At 42.1% G+C, this 18263-nt stretch carries 14 protein-coding genes and 1 pseudogene; 3 read left to right on the top strand and 12 right to left on the bottom strand.

Going from position 1 to position 18263, the window contains the following annotated elements:
• Positions 1–117: 117 nt before the first annotated feature.
• Positions 118–1393 (bottom strand): annotated as a pseudogene (locus JNO66_RS10035) (D-serine ammonia-lyase).
• Positions 1394–1482: 89 nt separating this feature from the next.
• Between JNO66_RS10035 and JNO66_RS10030 the strand changes: the two are divergent.
• Positions 1483–1854: a hypothetical protein gene (locus tag JNO66_RS10030; protein WP_203088102.1), complete on the top strand. Its 372-nt coding sequence runs from the start codon at positions 1483–1485 to the stop codon at positions 1852–1854.
• A gap of 51 nt (positions 1855–1905) precedes the next feature.
• Here JNO66_RS10030 and JNO66_RS10025 read toward each other — a convergent pair whose 3' ends face one another.
• From JNO66_RS10025 to JNO66_RS09980, 10 genes are all read right to left on the bottom strand, one after another.
• Complete coding sequence (locus JNO66_RS10025) at positions 1906–3135, bottom strand: L-lactate MFS transporter (protein ID WP_203088101.1); 1230 nt, start codon at positions 3133–3135, stop codon at positions 1906–1908.
• Between the two features lie 117 nt (positions 3136–3252).
• Positions 3253–3984 (bottom strand): LytR/AlgR family response regulator transcription factor, encoded by a 732-nt coding sequence (locus tag JNO66_RS10020; protein ID WP_203088100.1) that lies wholly within the window; start codon positions 3982–3984, stop codon positions 3253–3255.
• Positions 3981–5651, bottom strand: coding sequence for a sensor histidine kinase (locus JNO66_RS10015; protein WP_203088099.1), 1671 nt, complete (start codon positions 5649–5651; stop codon positions 3981–3983). Before JNO66_RS10015 ends, JNO66_RS10020 begins: the two co-directional genes overlap by 4 nt.
• A gap of 132 nt (positions 5652–5783) precedes the next feature.
• Complete coding sequence (gene pdxA / locus JNO66_RS10010; RefSeq protein WP_203088098.1) at positions 5784–6785, bottom strand: 4-hydroxythreonine-4-phosphate dehydrogenase PdxA; 1002 nt, start codon at positions 6783–6785, stop codon at positions 5784–5786.
• Complete coding sequence (locus JNO66_RS10005; protein WP_203088097.1) at positions 6782–8080, bottom strand: four-carbon acid sugar kinase family protein; 1299 nt, start codon at positions 8078–8080, stop codon at positions 6782–6784. The genes pdxA and JNO66_RS10005 overlap by 4 nt, the downstream gene beginning before the upstream one ends.
• Before the next feature lie 5 nt (positions 8081–8085).
• Positions 8086–9063, bottom strand: coding sequence for a 2-keto-3-deoxygluconate permease (locus JNO66_RS10000; RefSeq protein ID WP_203088096.1), 978 nt, complete (start codon positions 9061–9063; stop codon positions 8086–8088).
• A gap of 136 nt (positions 9064–9199) precedes the next feature.
• On the bottom strand, positions 9200–10834 hold the full coding sequence (locus JNO66_RS09995) for a sigma-54-dependent Fis family transcriptional regulator (protein ID WP_203088095.1): 1635 nt from the start codon (positions 10832–10834) through the stop codon (positions 9200–9202).
• A gap of 102 nt (positions 10835–10936) precedes the next feature.
• On the bottom strand, positions 10937–13609 hold the full coding sequence (locus JNO66_RS09990; RefSeq protein ID WP_203088094.1) for a YhgE/Pip domain-containing protein: 2673 nt from the start codon (positions 13607–13609) through the stop codon (positions 10937–10939).
• A gap of 166 nt (positions 13610–13775) precedes the next feature.
• A complete protein-coding gene (locus JNO66_RS09985; protein WP_203088093.1) occupies positions 13776–13976 on the bottom strand; it encodes a DUF2642 domain-containing protein in 201 nt (66 codons plus the stop codon).
• Between the two features lie 23 nt (positions 13977–13999).
• Positions 14000–14254 carry a DUF2642 domain-containing protein gene (locus tag JNO66_RS09980; protein ID WP_203088092.1) on the bottom strand — a complete coding sequence of 85 codons (255 nt, stop codon included), beginning with the start codon at positions 14252–14254 and terminating at the stop codon, positions 14000–14002.
• A gap of 119 nt (positions 14255–14373) precedes the next feature.
• On the opposite strand from JNO66_RS09980, the gene JNO66_RS09975 reads away from it, so the two are divergent.
• A complete protein-coding gene (locus JNO66_RS09975; RefSeq protein WP_203088091.1) occupies positions 14374–15585 on the top strand; it encodes a glycosyltransferase family 2 protein in 1212 nt (403 codons plus the stop codon).
• Here the strand turns inward: JNO66_RS09975 and JNO66_RS09970 are convergent.
• Positions 15582–16727, bottom strand: coding sequence for a glycosyltransferase (locus tag JNO66_RS09970; RefSeq protein ID WP_203088090.1), 1146 nt, complete (start codon positions 16725–16727; stop codon positions 15582–15584). The two genes, JNO66_RS09975 and JNO66_RS09970, sit on opposite strands and share 4 nt — an antisense overlap.
• Positions 16728–16899: 172 nt before the next feature.
• Between JNO66_RS09970 and wecB the strand changes: the two genes are divergently transcribed.
• Positions 16900–17976, top strand: coding sequence for a non-hydrolyzing UDP-N-acetylglucosamine 2-epimerase (gene wecB / locus JNO66_RS09965; protein ID WP_203088089.1), 1077 nt, complete (start codon positions 16900–16902; stop codon positions 17974–17976).
• The last annotated feature ends 287 nt before the right edge of the window (positions 17977–18263 follow it).

Here is an 18263-nt window from a genome sequence, read left to right as displayed (position 1 = left end):
AACACATATTTTCACATGATTATACCATATTACCCCACGATAAGTTGGTTAAAGCTTTGTAAAGATTGAACTTTTTCATTAAAATAAACGTTTGTTTAACGATTGTTTTGCTTACCTTTACTCTATATTCTCCGTTTCCCAAAGCCTCTTCCCTGTTTGGTAATCTTGTTGCATTTGTTCTTCTGGTACCATACTTCCTCCTGTTGCCCAAACTAAATGAGTAGCGGCTTTAGCGTGTTGAACCGCATGATCCTTCTGTAATTGAATCAGCCCAGCAAGTCCCGCAACGGCCGATGGCTCAAGCTGAATTTTTTCTGTATCCATTAACAAGGCTTGCAGCTTATAAAGCATTGAATCCTCTGCCGTCATGATACCTGAGATAAGCGGCTCCATCAGCAATGGTTTGATTATCAATCCCAAAATCCTGCACAGATATGCGGTCATGGTAACCTGTCATCATTCCAAGCACCATACACGGAGAATGTGTAGGTTCAACAAAAAAGCATTGAACATGCTCACCAAACTCCTGCTTTAATCCATAGGTGACGCCACCTGGACCACCACCTACTCCACATGGAAGATAGACATGTAATGGACGCTCTGCACTTACTTCAATCCCTTGTTCTGCAAGCTGACCCGCAAGGCGCTTAGCCGCTGTTGCATAGCCAACAAAAAGGGTTGTTGAATTCTCATCGTCTACAAAGTGAGTGGTAGGATCGGCTTCCGCTTGTTTTCTTCCTTCCTCTACCGCTTTACTATAGTCTGAAGTGTACTCAATGACTTCCACTCCTCGCGTGCGAAGTAAATCTTTTTTCCACTGCTTTGCATCTGCGGACATATGAACCGTAACCTGAAATCCTAGTGCCGCTCCCATCACACCAATGCTTAACCCTAAGTTTCCAGTAGAACCAACGGCTATCTTATGAGAAGAGAAAAAAGAACGGAATGATTCATCCGCCAATATTGAGTAGTCATCTGATTCCCTCAACATGCCATGTTGGAAGGCTAGCTTCTCAGCATGCGCTAATACCTCATAAATCCCACCTCGTGCTTTAATGGATCCTGAAATCGGTAATTGGTGATCGCATTTAAGCCACAGGTTTCCAGGATTTTTGCCAAACTGTTTTTCAATTTCTTGCTCGGCAAGCACTACTCGCTGAATAGGTGATTCAATCAACCCTTGATTTGCTTGTGTATCAGGAAAAACACTTGCTAAAAAAGGAGCGAATCGTCTTAAACGTTGCTCTGCTTCTTCTATAGTAAGATGGATCGGTTCATGATTCGATTTCCTATCATTAATCCATGTTATAGGTTCTGTTTTCATTAGCTGCTGCAGGTGTGGAAAGTCCTTCATCCATTGTTCAATATCTTTACCTAAAATCACACGACTCATCTAATCAACCTCCATATAAAAACTGAAACCCTTTTTATGTACATACAGTATATAGGTAGAACCTACCTAAAGAGAAGGAAGTGGTCTTTGTGAAAAAATTAATCATTAGCCTTTGTATACTCGGCTTTGCCTTAACCGGCTGTACTGGTAGCGAAGAAGTAGCAGCGGAGTTGTCTGATGTTCCTTCTGCCATCGAAGAAAAAGTCGATCATACCTTACGTTTACAACTTATTTATGGAAAAAATCGAGATAAGCCATATGTCATTTATCAATCAGATCAAAAGGTTGACTACGTAGTTGATATCACTGATGATACGTACACGCTGAAACTAACCGAAACATCTGAGGAAGCTCCTGAGGAAGGTTCTTTACACATTTTTCAGATCAATACAAGTGATACCGACATCATTAGTGTCTACCTTAACGATATCGAAACAGCATTTGATGTAGTGGAGACATAATGCCAAAACAAGAGCACTCCACAAAGCGGAATGCTCTCGTTCTATCATTCGTTAATTATCAGCCACAACTTGTCCAGCATAATGTTCTTCTTTCTCCTTAACCCTCGCTTCTTGTAATCGTGGATTACGAATCATGATGGCTAGAATAAAGGATACTAAGCATAGAGCTGCGATGATCATAAAGGTTGGGACAAACCCGCCCATTACTGTAAAAATCATTGATCCTGCAAGAGCACCAATTCCAAAGCCTTGATAAATCACACCGTAATTACGACTTTGATTTTTAAGACCGAAGTAATCGGAGACAATGGCTGGGAAGATGGTAATGTTGCCACCAAAGCTAAAGGCAATGACTGCCACACAAACAAAGAATAGTCCAAAGTTTAACTCGGCGAAGCTTAGAACAGCAACGGCTAGTGCTGTGATTAGTAGTGTCCCTGCAATGATGTGCATACGTTCCATTTTATCTGAAAGGGCCCCAAGTACGACACGTCCTGTGGTGTTAAAGATGGCAACTAATGCAACAGCATTAGCCGCTGTTTCTGGACTAAGACCAGCAAGACTTTCGCCTGCATCCTTTACAACACCAATTAAGTACAATCCACTCATACACGCAGTGAAGAAGATGATAAAAAGCATGTAGGACTGTTTTGTTTTTAACATTTCTTTTACGGTAAAGTCTTTTAATTGTTTGTCGTTCGTAACAGCCGCTACTACTTTAGCTTCTTTGACGAAAATAGCTCCACCTACGATTAAGGCAAGCGCGCATAACCCCCAAAGTAAAAAGGTTTGCGTCACTCCAAAAGAAGTCAAAAATGCTCCATTTATATATCGGAATAGGAAGCTTCCTGTTCCAAAGGCTCCTACTGAAATACCTGATATAAGTCCTTTGCGTTCAGGAAACCACTTAATTAAGTTAGACAATGACGAGATATAAGCAGTACCGTTTGCAAAACCAACAACGACTCCTGCAAGAATGTAAAGCATCCATAGTGATGAGACAAAGGAGCTTAAGATTAGTCCTAAACCAAGCGTTATCCCTGAGAACATTAAAAGCTTGCGTATCCCCATTTTCTCTTGAATTTTACTAGAGAATAATGTGGCAAAGGCTAATGCAAAGCTTGTAATTGAAAACGTAACAGTGACTGCATTTAAGTTCCAGCCGTTCAATTCGGCTAAGGGTTGATTAAATAAACTCCATGTATAAATCGTTCCGAGTCCCATTTGTACGAGAACGGTTCCAAAAATGATCCATAGTCGGTTAGTCTTTGTTGTATTCATTGTAGGTTCCCTCTTTTCATCCGGTAGTAACATGTCTCTTTAGCTAAAGTCTAGCACCGGATGATGAGGGCGTACGCAGGTTAGAATGAACTGCATAGAAATAAGCATGAATGGTTTCTATAGTCGCATCAGCTGTTTGAATTCTTTTGCTTTCCCACGGCTTACAGGAATCTCTGCCTTAAACTGATGGAATTTTAGAAGATAGGTATTATGAAACCATGGCACAATTTCATGGATTTTTGTAATATTCACCGAGTATGAGCGGTGACAGCGATAAAATAAGTCCTCTGGCATCTCTGCTTGAAAAACAGAGATCGTCGATGGGATTGAATACACATCATCCTTCGTATAAATGAGTGTTTGTTTTTCACTCGCTTCCGCATAATAGATGTCCTCTACGGGAATCACATAAATTTTATCGTCTTTCCAGCCATTTATTCGCTGAATCACGTTTGTTGGGATTTGTTTTACAGCCTGGTCATTTCCCTTTAGAAAATGAGCTTCCAGCTTTGACAGCATCGCCGCTACACGCTTTTCACTATAAGGTTTTAAGATGTAATCAAACGCCTCAAGTTCAAACGCTTTAACCGCATACTCCTTATAGGCCGTCGTGAAAATGATCGCAGGTTTCGTTTCAAATTTACTAATGTGACCAGCAAGCATCATGCCGTCCAGAGATGGGATATTAATGTCCAAAAAGATGGCGTCGGGTTCATGGTCCTGCAAATACTTCAGCACCTCAAGTCCATCTTCAAAGCAAGCTAACACATCAATTTGACTATGTGTTTCAATTAAATATTGCAGCTCTTTTTGAGCAGGTATTTCGTCTTCTACGATGATTGCTTTCATTTAGTCTCCGTCCTTTTTACTACATCAAAATAGATCAACGTACCAGGATTTTGTCTGCTAACCACCAAGCCTTCGCCGTAGATCAGCTTCACTCGCTGATGTACATTTGAAAGTCCAATTGATTTAGCTGAAACCTTGTCTGTATAAAGCTGGTCAATGATTTCTTGGCTAATTCCAACCCCTGTATCCATCACAGTGATCCGTACGGTATCTCCTAAATCCTTTACACGAATGGTCACTTCTCCTTGTTGTTTCCCTTTTTGTACTCCATGATTAATCGCATTTTCAACTAACGGTTGAATTAACAGACTGGGAATTCGTACATCGACTGGATCAATATCATAGTGTACCTTCAGCCTACTTCCAAACCGCGCTTTTTCAATTTCCACATAATCCTGTACCTGCTCAAGCGCCTGAGAAACATCAATCATTTCATCGGTCAGTTCAAGATTATAACGTAAGTATCCCGACAGATTAATAATTAACTCCCTAGCATGACTTGGATCTGTACGTGTTGTTGAAGCAATTGCATTCAGTGCATTAAAAAGAAAATGCGGATTTATCGTCGCTTGAAGAGCCTTCAATTCCGCTTGTTCTGCTCCAGCACGGATTTGTTCAATACGTGAGATTTCCATTAAGGTAGAGATAATTTGCGCGAGACCGATTGCCATGGTCTGCAAGGAATCCGTAATTTTGTTCGCTTTTTGATAATAAATCTTAAGGGATCCAGTGACCTCATTATGCTCTTTAAATGGAATGATGAGTAGACATTGAATTTGAGGTGTATGATGATCGGCAACCTGATTCCGAATCGTAATTTCACCACTTCGGATCGATTGTTTGGTCAGCTCACTGTTTATTTTACTTCCAGCAGTGTACCGTTCTTCCCCGTAACCAACATAAGCAAGCACATGATGAGTATCGGTAATAGCAACAGCATCTGCTTCTATATCATCTTTAATGATCCGACAGATTGTGTGGAGTGAGTCCTGATTAATCGACCGGAAATAAGGTAGCGTTTTGTTTGCAATCTCAAGCGCCATCTTGGATTGCTCCGCAGCCACACGGTCCTTCTCTCCTTCAATATTTAATACAAGCAGAATAATTAATCCAATGCTTACTTCTCCCAAAATCATAGGAATAGCAATGATGGACACAATTTCCACTCCAAGTTCAAATGGTTCGGCCAACAGCAGGATTAAGCCCATCGTTAGCATTTCACAGAACATGCCTACCGCAATACCAACGAGCCACCAGTTCTTTTTCTTCACTTTTAAATGAACAATCCCAGCCATGATCCCTGCAGTGATACTTGTGATTAAACACGGAATAGCCGTGACCCCACCGATATCAATTACATACCGGTGTACGCCCGAAACAACACCCGTAATAATACCCACCCAGGGTCCAAACAAAATCCCCCCTGCAACAATCGCAATCGTCCGCACATTAACAAGGGACCCTTCTACTTCAATTCCAGAATACGTTCCAAACAAGGCGAACGCACAAAATACAAACGTAACAACGGTTAATTCACGCGGGGTTGATAACTTATCTTTCTGCAATAATTCCCGGAAGCCAGGGATTTTCGTCAGGAAATACAAACAAATTAACAGTAATGCTGCGCGTTCAAGTAAATGGATAAACATTTCTAGATACGAGTTCATGATCGTCTCCTCTAAAACTAATCTATCCAGTTTATCAGATTTTATCTTTGTAAACCTAATCATTATGGACAGGGCTAGTTGGATTCATATAAAAAAGCAGCAAGCATCTCTCAATGCTTACTGCTTTCCTGTTTATTTTGAGGTTGGAGCTAGTTCTACTGCATCCTTATAGGCTGCGATTAAGCTGCGCTCGTCTGCAATATTTTTACCTGCAATATCAAATGCGGTTCCGTGGTCTACTGATGTACGAATGATTCCACCTTTTAGACCAACTGTGATGTTCACTCCAGCTTCAAGCCCCATCACCTTGATTGGAACGTGACCCTGATCGTGATAGCACGCTACCACCATGTCAAAATCTCCACGTGCCGCACGGAAAAACAACGTATCAGCAGGATAAGGGCCTTCTACATTAATCCCTTCCTTTTGCGCTTGTTTGATGGCAGGGATCAGCTTCTCTTCCTCTTCCCCTTCGCCAAACAATCCGTTTTCACCCGCATGAGGATTGATTCCACATACAGCAATGCGTGGGGTTTGAACACCTGCATTTTTTAAAGTTTCATCAGCAAGTGTGATGACCTTATGCGTACGTTCTGGATTGATCATATCAATCGCTTTTCGTAATCCTACATGCGTGGTTAAGTGAATTACTTTTAATGTAGGTGCAGAAAGCATCATTGAGAAATCCTTTGTACCTGTTAGCTCAGCTAAAATTTCTGTATGACCCGGATACATATGTCCTGCTTTTTGCATCGCTTCTTTGTTAAGTGGTGCTGTACAAATCGCATGAATTTTTGATTCCTTTGCTAACTCAACTGCCTTTTCCACATAACGAAAGGCTGCATTTCCTGCTTCTTCACTCACTTGACCAAATGGAAGATCCTTTGGTAAAAGCTTGAGATCTAATACTTCAATCGTTCCCGGTTCAAAGACACATTCTGTTGGATCCTTTACAGGAACGACATTTAATTCAGTTTTTGTGATCGCAACAGCACGCTCCATCAGCTCGTAATCTCCAATGACTAGTGGACGACCACTTTGAAAAAGCTCGCCGGAAGCAAAGGCTTTAGAAATAATTTCGGGTCCAACTCCTGCTGCATCTCCCATAGTAATACCGATAATTGGATTCTTCATTTTATCGCACCCTCCATAAAAAATTGATAAATCTTGCTAAATGTATGCTCTGTACCAAATGCTCCGGCTTTTGTAATCGCGTAGGTACCCTCAAGCGAGCCCGTAAACATTGAGATCGGGATGCCAGTTTCAAACTCATCGATTAGATTGAGCTGACTGATGTCGATACGTTTACATAGTGCTTTCGCTGTATCTCCACCAGTCATGATGATCGCTTGAAACGAATACGTTTGAACAAGGTTTTCTCCAACTGCTGCAAGTAGTGCAACAATACGCTTACTGATGACAGAGAGTGGAATGTTTTTCTCTTGCGCATACGAATACACTACATCAATTTCATGTCGCTCTGTCCCAGAATAGATAACAGGAATTTTTTGATCTCTCAGAGTTGCATGCGCCTCTTTGTTTACTCGTTCGAATTCCGTTGCTCTAACAAACTCATCCTCATCTACCGCTTTTAAGGCGTCCATTTTTATACCAACAGCTTGTTCCTGAATCAGTAGATGCTGTACCTGTTTACGGCTAATATCACTCATACTTCCAATAAGGTATAGGATCGGTTGTGTTGGTTTTGTTCGCTTAACCTCGCGTTTTCCTCCATTACTTTCGATTGTTAATGCAGAGGAAAGACCTGCAGAGCCTGCGAGAAGAATTTGATCAGTAGATCCTTGTGCAAACTGGGCGATCGTCTTTAAAGTGTGAGAGCTTGTTGCGTCACAGATGAAAACACATCCTTTTGCAGAGTGATTCTGCTTAAGCCATGCCTCGATCTTGCTTTGGCTTTTAGTCCATAATTCCTCTGGGACCTCTACAAGCTCTCCTTTAAACTGTCTTCCGATATGATCAGCAATTCGTGAATCCTTGACCGGGTCAGCCTCGTTTAACGCAAATTCTGTTTCACCAATTGGCGTCCCATCTACGTATAAAAGCCCCTCACTAACTGTTCGTCTACTTTCCGGAAAACTAGGAGTTAACAACACATAATCTGGTTCGTTTAGCTTGATTAGCTCAGCAAGCTCCGCTCCAACATTTCCGCGTAAGGTCGAATCCACCTTTTTGAATAAAAGCTGCGGTTGATACGGCTCTAAAACGTGTAAGGATGCTTTTATGGATTCTCTGGCTTCATGCTCGCTCATCGCCCGACTATCGGTATCAATCACTACAGCTTCTAACGATTCAACCGTTTGTTGTTCTACATTATTAAGCCAGACAGCCGTTTTCAGCCCACTTTTGGCAAGCTGAACCCCGCTATCATTTGCTCCTGTTATATCATCCGCTATAATTGCGACTTTCATTATGTTCACTCCTCTGATGTTACAGGGCCTTGCTTCCTTTCTAATCGTTTAGCTAAAAAGCCAACAAAGATCGGAAGTAAAATGGCCGTTGTTACGACACTGGCTGCTACTTGTACAGTAGCAAGTTCTACGTTGTACGCAAAAGCTGTACTTGCTGTAGCAATGGCGGCTGGAGTAGCAACAGCATTACCTGCTGTTGATCCTTCTGCGGCACCAATGAGTGGGTTCCATTTAAAGATTTTAAATGCCCAATAGCCTGTAATCCCTGTTATTAAAACAACCAATACACCAAGGAAAATACCAGGTAAGCCACCTTCTACGATAGAGGAGAAGCTGATGTTCATACCTAAGGCAAATGCAAAGAATGGGATCAGCACATCTGCTCCCTTACCAAGGAAGGTTCTCATATCTCCATCAATATTCCCAAGGATGAAACCGATAAGAATCGGTAAAAGAACACCTATAAAGGCTGTAATTTCAAAGAATCCGCCTTGAAGACCAACAGCTCCAAGAACAGATAGCGTTAACATTGTGAACAAAGGTCCATCATTCATCGCAAGCACAGAGTATGCTGCTTTGTCTTCACTTTTTCCGTACTGTCCTGCAAGCGCAACATACAATCCACCATTTGAATTTGTCATGGCCGCAATAACAGCAATTGGGGCAAGTCCAAGGAATAGGCCTTCTGCACCGCCTGCCAGAAGGAAAATAATTGCACCAACAGCTCCCCCAAAAATCCATTTAACCATTAATAGCGTGAATCCCTTTCCAAAAGAAACACCAAAACTTTTTATGTTAATTTGCGATCCTGCACAGAGAAGAAATAAGGCAATTAGTGTTGAGGCACCGTTTACAAAAAGTGCTTCAGTAAAGTTTCCAATCCGTAACGCTTGAGGCATAACCGTATTAATAAGGGCTCCAAGTAATAGAGGAACAACCATCATTCCACCTGGGATTTTCTCGATTGATTGTTTTAGTCTCATCAGCTTACCAACTTTCTGTTCTATTTTGCAATACTTTTTTTCTAGAAAATAATTCAGCAAACGTTTACAGTCATAAATATACACCCATTATTAAAAAAAACAATAAAAAAACTAAAATAAGTTGCTAAATGCAACACTATTTTAGTTTTCTCCAGATGGTTGTACGATTCACATTAAGTCGTTTAGCTGTTTTAGATTGATTAAATCCTTCCTCCTTTAACACTCGTTGAATGATTTCACTTTCCATTTCATCAAGCGTTTTACTTAGATCCAAACAAATAACGCCATCTTGTTCATGATTTAGTTGTTTCACCTCAAGATGAATATGCGAAGCTTGTGCTTGTTCAACTTCCTGAAAAATAAGGTCTCTAAATGATACAAGTGAGTGCCTTTGACATAGCTCTTGCATTTCAGCTGCTTTGTTTTTAAGTCCTATAACTTGCTTGCCAAATCGGCTGTTAGCCCGAGAAATAAACGTACGGATAAAGCTAGGGTCCTGTTCAAGCCTCGCAGTCAGTGACGGCAATTCCAAAATTCTGTCTCCAAACCAGTCCTTCTTCACATCATGATTACAAAAGAAAACAACTGGCGCCTTATACCTTGTTGCAGCATCTATCCATTCTTTTTGCTTTGACTCAGACAATGTATGAAGATGTGAGAAAAATAGTGGCATCTGCGTCTGAAATAACTCGCCCATTTCAACCTGTTTTCGCAAGTCACACTCCAACGCCCACCGGTTCGCTAAAAAGGCTTCTGTCACACAGCGTTCGCCAGACCCTTCTTCTGCCAGAATAAGAATTGGATCGTTACTCTCAACCAGTTGGTTAAATCGATCTACCAATTCTGATTTTGTTCCTAGAACTAACGGGAGGGTAAGTCCATCTGTTTGAAACGGACTACAGAAGCTCGGAATGACTTGTTCGATTTCCCGAATGTAGATGATGAAGTAACCTTTTTTCCCTAATGGTTGGACTTTTAATTGATAAGGTTTCTCCTCAGCATATAACGTATGAGTCCGTTCATCTGAAGGCATTTTATTCTCTAACCGTTCAAATAACTGTTTTACTAAATGACTCACATCTACTTGGTGTCCGAGCCTTTTTAATGCGTTATTTTTAAAGCGTATTTCCTTGCCTCTTACCACTAAAAAGGATTCATCCATTTCTGTAGCTAACGTCTTAAACAATTCCTTCTCTTCATCATGAAAAAGATGCACTTGGCGAATGGTCTCAGCCTGTTCAAATGCTTGCTTAACGGATTCAACCCCCGATGTGATTAAAATCCCTTCCACGCCATAACGCTGTGCAAAATCGTTTGTAACTGTGTCTCCAATAATAACCCTACGTCCTGACGCTTTCGCCTTGATGACGGCCGGTTCAGCTTCAGCCGCAGAATGAATGGACGTAATGGGAACTTCGATTCCAAGCAACTGAGAAATTTCGTTAAAATCACTTGAAATGTTCTCAAAGGCAATGATCTCAGCTTCTTCCTTATCATCCTGAATTAATAACAAGGTTCGTAAGATATCATAGCCTGAGATTGGAATTTCAACGACCTGCTTATCTGTATGAGCCTTAATGACATTAGCTGTTCCTCCACGACTAATATAGAGATCTGTTTTGTCGTCTACCTTCTGGATAATTGGAATAGCTTCTTGCAGATCAGCAAGGTACACATTATATGTGAAAGGCTGTTGTTTTTGGATCACGCGTTTGACTGTTTTTTGAAGTCCTTCGTAAGGCGCGATAACGGTTATATGCATGTCTTTCATCTTTATCAACCCCCATTCTTCTTAGTATAGCGAATTCATCGGTAAAGTACGAGAATGGATAAAAGGCGAAACAGGTTTCACCTCGCCTGTTTCGCCCTCCTATTATTGAATCATTCCACTTGCCTTGGATTTCTCTGCTGTTGCTTGGATTCGTTTGTGTAGTGGCTTCTTCAAAAGAAGTCCAAACGCAATGGCACCTATCCAGAATAAAAACAAAAAGCCCAGATTTGTCCAAACAATAGATGGGACAACTCCTCCAACAGCTTCTCGTAACAATCCAACCGCATACGTAAACGGAAGGAACGGATGAATGGCCTGGAAGAAGGATGGCGCCACTTGAATAGGGAATGTGCCACCCCCACCTGAGAGCTGCAGCACCATTAAGATGATTCCAATCGCTTTACCGATATTCCCAAAAACAGATACTAGCGTATAGACCATGGTCATGAAGACTTGGCTTATAAGAATACCGAATAAGACATAGAGGATCTTATTATCTACGTACGCGCCAAGGATAAAGATGTTTCCAAGTGTCACAATTAATCCTTGTCCAACACCTACAACAAGGAATGTAACCAGACGACCAAAGTACACATGGACAAAATTAAATCTGTTTTCCGGATCTTCTACGTCGGCTCTTAATAGATTCGCAAGCAACAATGCCCCAACCCACAGCGCTAAGGATGTGTAGAAGGGTGAGCTTGCTGACCCGTAGTTCGGAATCGGAAATTTACGGTCTTCGTTTAATATGACTGGATCAGCAAAGAATTCACTCTCTGCTTGTACGTCGTTCTTTAATAACTCAATGATTTCTCCTAAGTCATAGTCTTCATCAAAATCGCGAATTCGATCGGCAGCTTCCTTTACTGCGTCCTCCATATCAGGGAGTTGGTTCCGGACCACATCGGCAATTTTGTGAACGGATTCTTCTGCTTCTGGCAAACGGTTTTGTACGAGATCTGATAGCTTACGAATCTGATCCTCTGCCCCAGGCAAATCATTTCGAACAAAATCTGCCGCACGGTGTATTTGATCCTCTACATGACTAAGATCATTTTGAACAAAGTCACTCGCTTTATTGATGACATCAATTGCATTAGGCAAGTCCTTGTTGATCGCTTCTGCAACTTCATGTACACGCGTACCAATCTCAGGCATCGCCTCGCGAATTTGCAGAAGCTCTTCCTGCCCGTAATCTGCAATACCAGCAGCATCGTCTAAGATTCCTTCTACGTTCGGCAGCATTTCCGTTGCTTCTGTTAAATTATCAGAAGCGGTTTGCGCCGTTTCACGAATTTGTCCGAGCGCTGAGTTAATCGTGTCAGCACCACCTGATTCAAAACGAGAACGAGCGGCTGAACTGCGTTCGTTTGCTGCGTTTGCTCGTTTGTCTAACTCGTTTAGTACATCCTCAGCTGGTTGTTCACCATTTTCAAGAGCATTCTGCACCTTCTGTACTGATTCCTGTGTGGAAACAAGCTCCGTTCTTAAGGATTGTAATTGACCAATCTGATCTGCTAACGGATTTCCAGGCAGGAATTCCTCAAGCTCTTGATACAAGCTAATGGTTTGATCAAGCATTGAGATTGCGGAAGTTAGTCGGTCATTCAAGTTTGCTGCATTTTGAATGGCTTCTTCTGATGGCTCCGCGTCACGTAATGCACCTGTAAGCTGAGCCACAGCTGAGGTTGTTTGCTCTACCAGTCGCAAATTTTGTTCAATGGCTGGTGTAATCGCCGCAAACGCCTCATCATTTTCATCTAAAAAGCTTTGGAATCGATTAACATAATCTAATCCTTGATCGGCTACATCTTCTACGATCGGAAGAGCAGCCTGCGCCCGACCGATCACATCTTGCGCTTTCTCTACTTGCTCAAGCGCAGTATCTAGTTCTGTTGCAATTTCATCAAAGCGACGATCCACTTCTTGAACAGCATTTGCTGCCTGCTGAATCTCTGGAATGCGTTGTTGTAGCTCTAGTACACGGTCTCCAGCTTGTCTAATTTCAGGGAAGCGCTCTTCAAGCTCTAGAATTTGGTCTCCTGCTTCATTAATCTCAGGAATCCGCTTTTCTAGATCCACGATTTTTTGTCCCTGCTCGCGAATTTCCGGAAGAGCTTCTTCAAGGCGTATAGCTTGATCACCTAGTTCGCTTATCTCAGGCAATCGATTTTCTAATTCAAAAATTTGATTCTCGATATTTCGAATCGTCGGCAGCTCTTGTTCAAGTTGTACACCAATCTCGTTAAATTCTTCAAAAATGGCCTCTGTCGCTGTCTGAACGAAATTCTCGTTAATGTCCTCAACAATTGTTGAAGCTCCAGCAGACGTCATTTTTGGTGCAATCGCATTAATTTTCTCGTTCACACTATAATCAAGCTCCGGTTTTTCCGGCGAGTCAGTCAAAACACTACTAATCTTCTCAGAGAAGTCAGACGGGATGTGAATGCTTGCATAATAATCCCCGTGAATCACACCTCGTTCGGCTTCCTCTTTAGAGACAAACGTCCATCCCAATTTATCATTGTCGGCTAATTGATCCACGAGTTCTTCTCCCACGTTAAAGGGCTCACCGCGGACCTCGGCTCCTTCGTCCTCGTTTGTAACGGCAATGGCAAGTTCTGATGTGTTCCCATAAGGATCCCATGTTGCCTTTAAATTAAACCATGCATATAAAGAGGGTAAGATCATTAATCCGATAAGTAAAAGCATAACAATTGGAGTTCCCTTAATGTTTCTCCAATCCTGTTTGATCACTTCTAAGATGCGTTTCATGCAAACATTATCCTTTCCTATGTAAGCGAACAATATAAAAAACAGCGCCCAGGATCCTGGCCTTGACGCTATTCATAGATAGTATACGACACTTCTTCCCGCTTACTCATAAAGGGGATTATACCACATGGGTACAAGAAGGGAATCCCTTAAAAATTACATATTTTTACGGAAATCGTACATAATTGATTGCATCTATAAAGACATATTGATCTGAGCCTGTGTCATAGCCATCTGTCACATCAATCACCACAAGCTCAGGTGTTACGCGCGTGATAAAACCAACGATAAAATTCGTATCTGTCGCAATCTCCACGCGAGATTCAAGCCTGTTAGAAAGCTCTTGATAAAAATACGGCTTATACACTGAGTCAACCTCCTCTCTACCGTTTACGTACGGATTGATTCAACTTTAGCGATACGAACAAAGATCTCTGTATCCAATGAATCCATAAGAACGACATAATCCTTTTTCACACTTACAACGCGACCAGAAACATAGCCAAACGTTGTAAGCACTTCTACGTTCGCGCCAACAAGTAAGGTTAGTAACCTTTTTCTAGTGGTCGTTTTGTCAATGGACGATGGCCAAAGCAGGATGATGAAGAATGTTTTAAGCAAGAACCACATACGGATAAAAAACATGTTCTCCCTCCTTTCACAATCTTCTTTAGTAAATGTAAAACGAGAGAATTTGCTTGTTTCAATGTCCTTGTGGTTCCAAAATTCCATGCTCGCCTGCTTAAATAAAGGAGGTTTCCTCATTGAATCATCTGCTTGTCGTCATACTCTATCGCCCTCCCTTTCACACAGTATTTACAACTCTCGCTTCTATACGTACGCTTCAGCTAGAGTCCATTTGGCTTATTCATTCTCCTTCAGAAACGTTACCTTCTCTGCCTGATGACGTTCATCTTCTAGAAGTGAAACCGGAGGAACTCGGTAAACAGTTGAATACACTAATACACTCTAGACAAAAGGTCGATTCTGCTTTGGTTCTTTTCTCGGGTGTCCAGACTCTCATTCATGAAGACACGACTGTTATGGTCAGCGGGAACGAGGAACAAGTATGGCTCCAAAACCAAGCATGGACTCGCTCCCCTTTTCCTGGGACTCGTTATATTCCGTTTAAAGAAGCATTTCTTGCCTATTGGCTGAACCAGTTACCAAAGGACATGACTTTTCAGCCGTTAAAGGCTCCAACTCAAAGAAGACTACCCATCACAGAGCGCGCAAAGCTAGAGTTTGCGGGAACATATGAACAGCCAAATGAACAGCTAACCTGTTCAGTGACCGTGCTTATCGCTCATTACAATCATGTAAATACAGTTGATGCTGCCATCGCCTCATGTTTGGTGGGAAGGTTTGTTCCGGAGCAAATCCTTGTTATTGATGATGCATCGACCGATTCCTCCAAGGAACATCTTGCAACATGGGAGCATCCAACTCTTCACATTCATTTTTTAAAACAAAATGGCGGGAAAGCCCGTGCCTTAAATGCTGGATTGCCCTATATCCGCACTCCGTTTATCTTAGAGCTTGATCCTGATGATTGGCTTGACCCTGATGCATTCACAAAAATGAGGGAGAGCATTCTATCTTGGCCTGAGCAGTCGCCTCTTCTGTACGGGAATTTCAGGAGATGGAATAGCTCTGAGCATGAGTTACAGTACAAGGGCATTGCCAAGGGACGGCCTATTTATTCAAAGGCAGAGTTACTAGCCTATCGACATCCACTTGGTCCGCGGTTGTATCGCACCTCTTCATTAAAAAAGATTGGTGGCTTTCCAGAACTCAACTACGCGGATGGACGACTTTACGAGGATGTAGCCGTTATGTATAAGCTTCTTGAGGAAGGTTCTTTCCATTATGTGGACCAGACTTTCTACAATGTGCGGAACCATCAAGATAGCATCACGCAAAAAAACCATGCCATGTGGAATGGTTTCTTAACGCATTTAAAAAATCTCGACTAGGCTAGGAGCGAATGGTATAACGACACTAAGTATCTTTCCATATGATTCCAGCTATACTGTTCTTCCATGATTCTTCTGCCATTCCCCCCTACTCTTTGGAGGGTAGAACGATCTTCATTTAGCTTTTGAAGTAGAGCCGCATACTCTGCGGCGCTTGCCTCTTTTTCATTTATAACAAACCCACATTCATGAACCTTTAGAAACTGCTCCATCTGCACGCATTGATTAACGATTGGTGGAATCCCGCGTTCAAGATAGCTGAACAGCTTGTTAGGTAGCGAATACTCGCGATTGAGAGAGTTGTGCACATCCACATCAATCCACCCGACATCAACTGTATCGAGCATAGATGGAAGCTCTTCAAACGGTACCCAGCCACTCCAGCTCATTCGTTCTGAGTCTGTTTGGTCAGGCGGACCCCCGATTACCTTGATGTGAAGATTCCACTTACTCGTTAACCGATGAATCTCATAAAGCTTATCCATACTGCCCTTCTCGTGATGCATAGCTCCGACATAACCTAACACTAGAGGTGCGTCTGTAGTCTCCCTCTCCTGCCAAGTAGAAAGCAGCGGTGCATTGTATAAAACAAGTGTACGAACATTTGAACATAAGCGTTGGATCTCTGACTCAATCTTCGGCGAAACTGTAATCACCGCATCAACCGTTTGATACATTTCTCTTAAAAACAGCTTAAGCTGTTGCTGTCTTAGTCGACTGATGGAGCGATCTCGTGGGTCGAGGTCAAGCTCATGGCTGTCATAAATGATCCGGCAGTGTTTCTCCTTATCTTTTAGCTGTCTTTTAATCATAATCGCCTCATAACAGGAGCTTTGTTCGTGTGCATGATAGATGTCAGCACATTCACGTACTCCGAGCTCTCTTAACTTTGACGGAAATGGATCCACTTGACCTGTTTGAAGGTAATGAAGCTGATGAGCAATTGGTTTTGATGATAACTTCTGTTCATAAGTGACAAATCGAACTCCCTCATATTGAAAAGTCGATTCTAAAAATGTATCCTCTAGCAGATTTCCACTTGGCTCAAACAAATATCCTTGCTTTCTCGGTACAATCAGTGTGACACAAAACCCATTTCGCACCAGACTTTTCGCCTCTTTATAAAAGATTCTTGCGTCCAAAAACGGATGCTCCGACACTAGAAAGCAGACCTTTCCCCTCAATTGCAACCATCCTCCTCTAACTTCCTACCCAAGACCCCGAGCAAACGTCGTGGCATGAACAAGCTAGATACATATTATTTATTATCGAATGATAAGTAGAGCAAAATGGTGCGTTCGATAGGAGGATAATATGAACATACTCACTGTCATTGGGGCACGCCCCCAGTTTGTTAAGGCATGTATGCTATCAATTTGCTTTTTGAATGATCCTGATATGAATGAAATAGTTGTTCATACGGGACAACATTATGATGCCAACATGTCTGATATCTTTTTTGATCAGCTTCAAATGCAAAAGCCACATTATCATCTTGGTGTTGGCTCAGGAACACACGCAGAACAAACCGGAGCCATGCTTGTTAAAATTGAAGCCATTCTCCTTAAAGAAAAACCAGATGCAGTGCTCGTTTATGGCGATACAAACTCTACACTTGCTGCAAGTCTGGCTGCTTCAAAGCTACACATCCCCATCATCCATGTGGAAGCTGGTCTCAGAAGCTTTAACAGAAGGATGCCTGAGGAAATCAATCGTCTTTTAACCGATCATTTATCTTCATTACTCTTTTGCCCTTCACAAGTTGCTGCTGATCAGCTTGCGAAAGAAGGCATTCAAAAAGGCGTCTACAACACAGGCGATATTATGTATGATGCGGTTCTTCACCACAGGTACGAAGCCATTAAGCAATCAACTATTTTACTAAAACACGGACTCATTCCAAAGAAATATTATGCAGCTACCATTCATCGTGCAGAAAATACGGATTCCCCTAAGAAGCTCACTGCCATCATGAATGCTTTTGCCCAAGTAGACCTTCCTGTGATCTTACCTCTTCACCCAAGAACGAAAAAAATGCTGACCGAGCTTAAACTGGCTAAGGCAAAAAATATTCACCTGATTGATCCCCTTCATTATTTTGATATGCTTTCTCTGATGAGTCAGGCTAAAGCGATTTTGACCGATTCAGGTGGGATTCAAAAAGAAGCGTATATGCTTAAAGTCCCATGTGTAACATTACGGGATGAAACAGAATGGACAGACACTGTGCGAACAGGCTGGAATCAGCTTGTTGATGCTAGTGCGGAAAAAGACATCATTGAAGCAGTTAAGAATGTAACGATTCCTACCTCTCACCCATCACTATTCGGGGACGGACAGTCCGCCAAGCAGATGTGCGAGCTGATTAAGAAGCATTTAAGTAGCACGTAATCCGCTCCAGTGGAAACTTCGCTAAATTAAGCGAACAAAAGAAGAGCCTGAGACAAAACTAAAAATCAATTTAAAAATGGCGAATGATTCTACGATCGAATCATTCGCCATTCGTGTTTTTTGGATTATTTAGTAAGAAGAGCGGAAGGAGAACCCGAGACTCCTACGGAACAGAACGCGGTGAAGACACTGTAGCGGCGCTTTTTCCGCGAAAGGGGCTGAGGCCGTTCTTGTGGGTGCGAGGGATTCTCCTGAAGCGGATGTATTGCTATGTTCGTGTTTTGCTA

The sequence above is a fragment of the Alkalicoccobacillus gibsonii genome (genome assembly GCF_016798245.1).
Taxonomy (GTDB): Bacteria; Bacillota; Bacilli; order Bacillales; family Bacillaceae_D; genus Alkalicoccobacillus; species Alkalicoccobacillus gibsonii.
The sequence above is the reverse complement of the archived record's forward strand: the minus strand, read 5'-3'. Positions and strand labels throughout refer to the sequence as shown.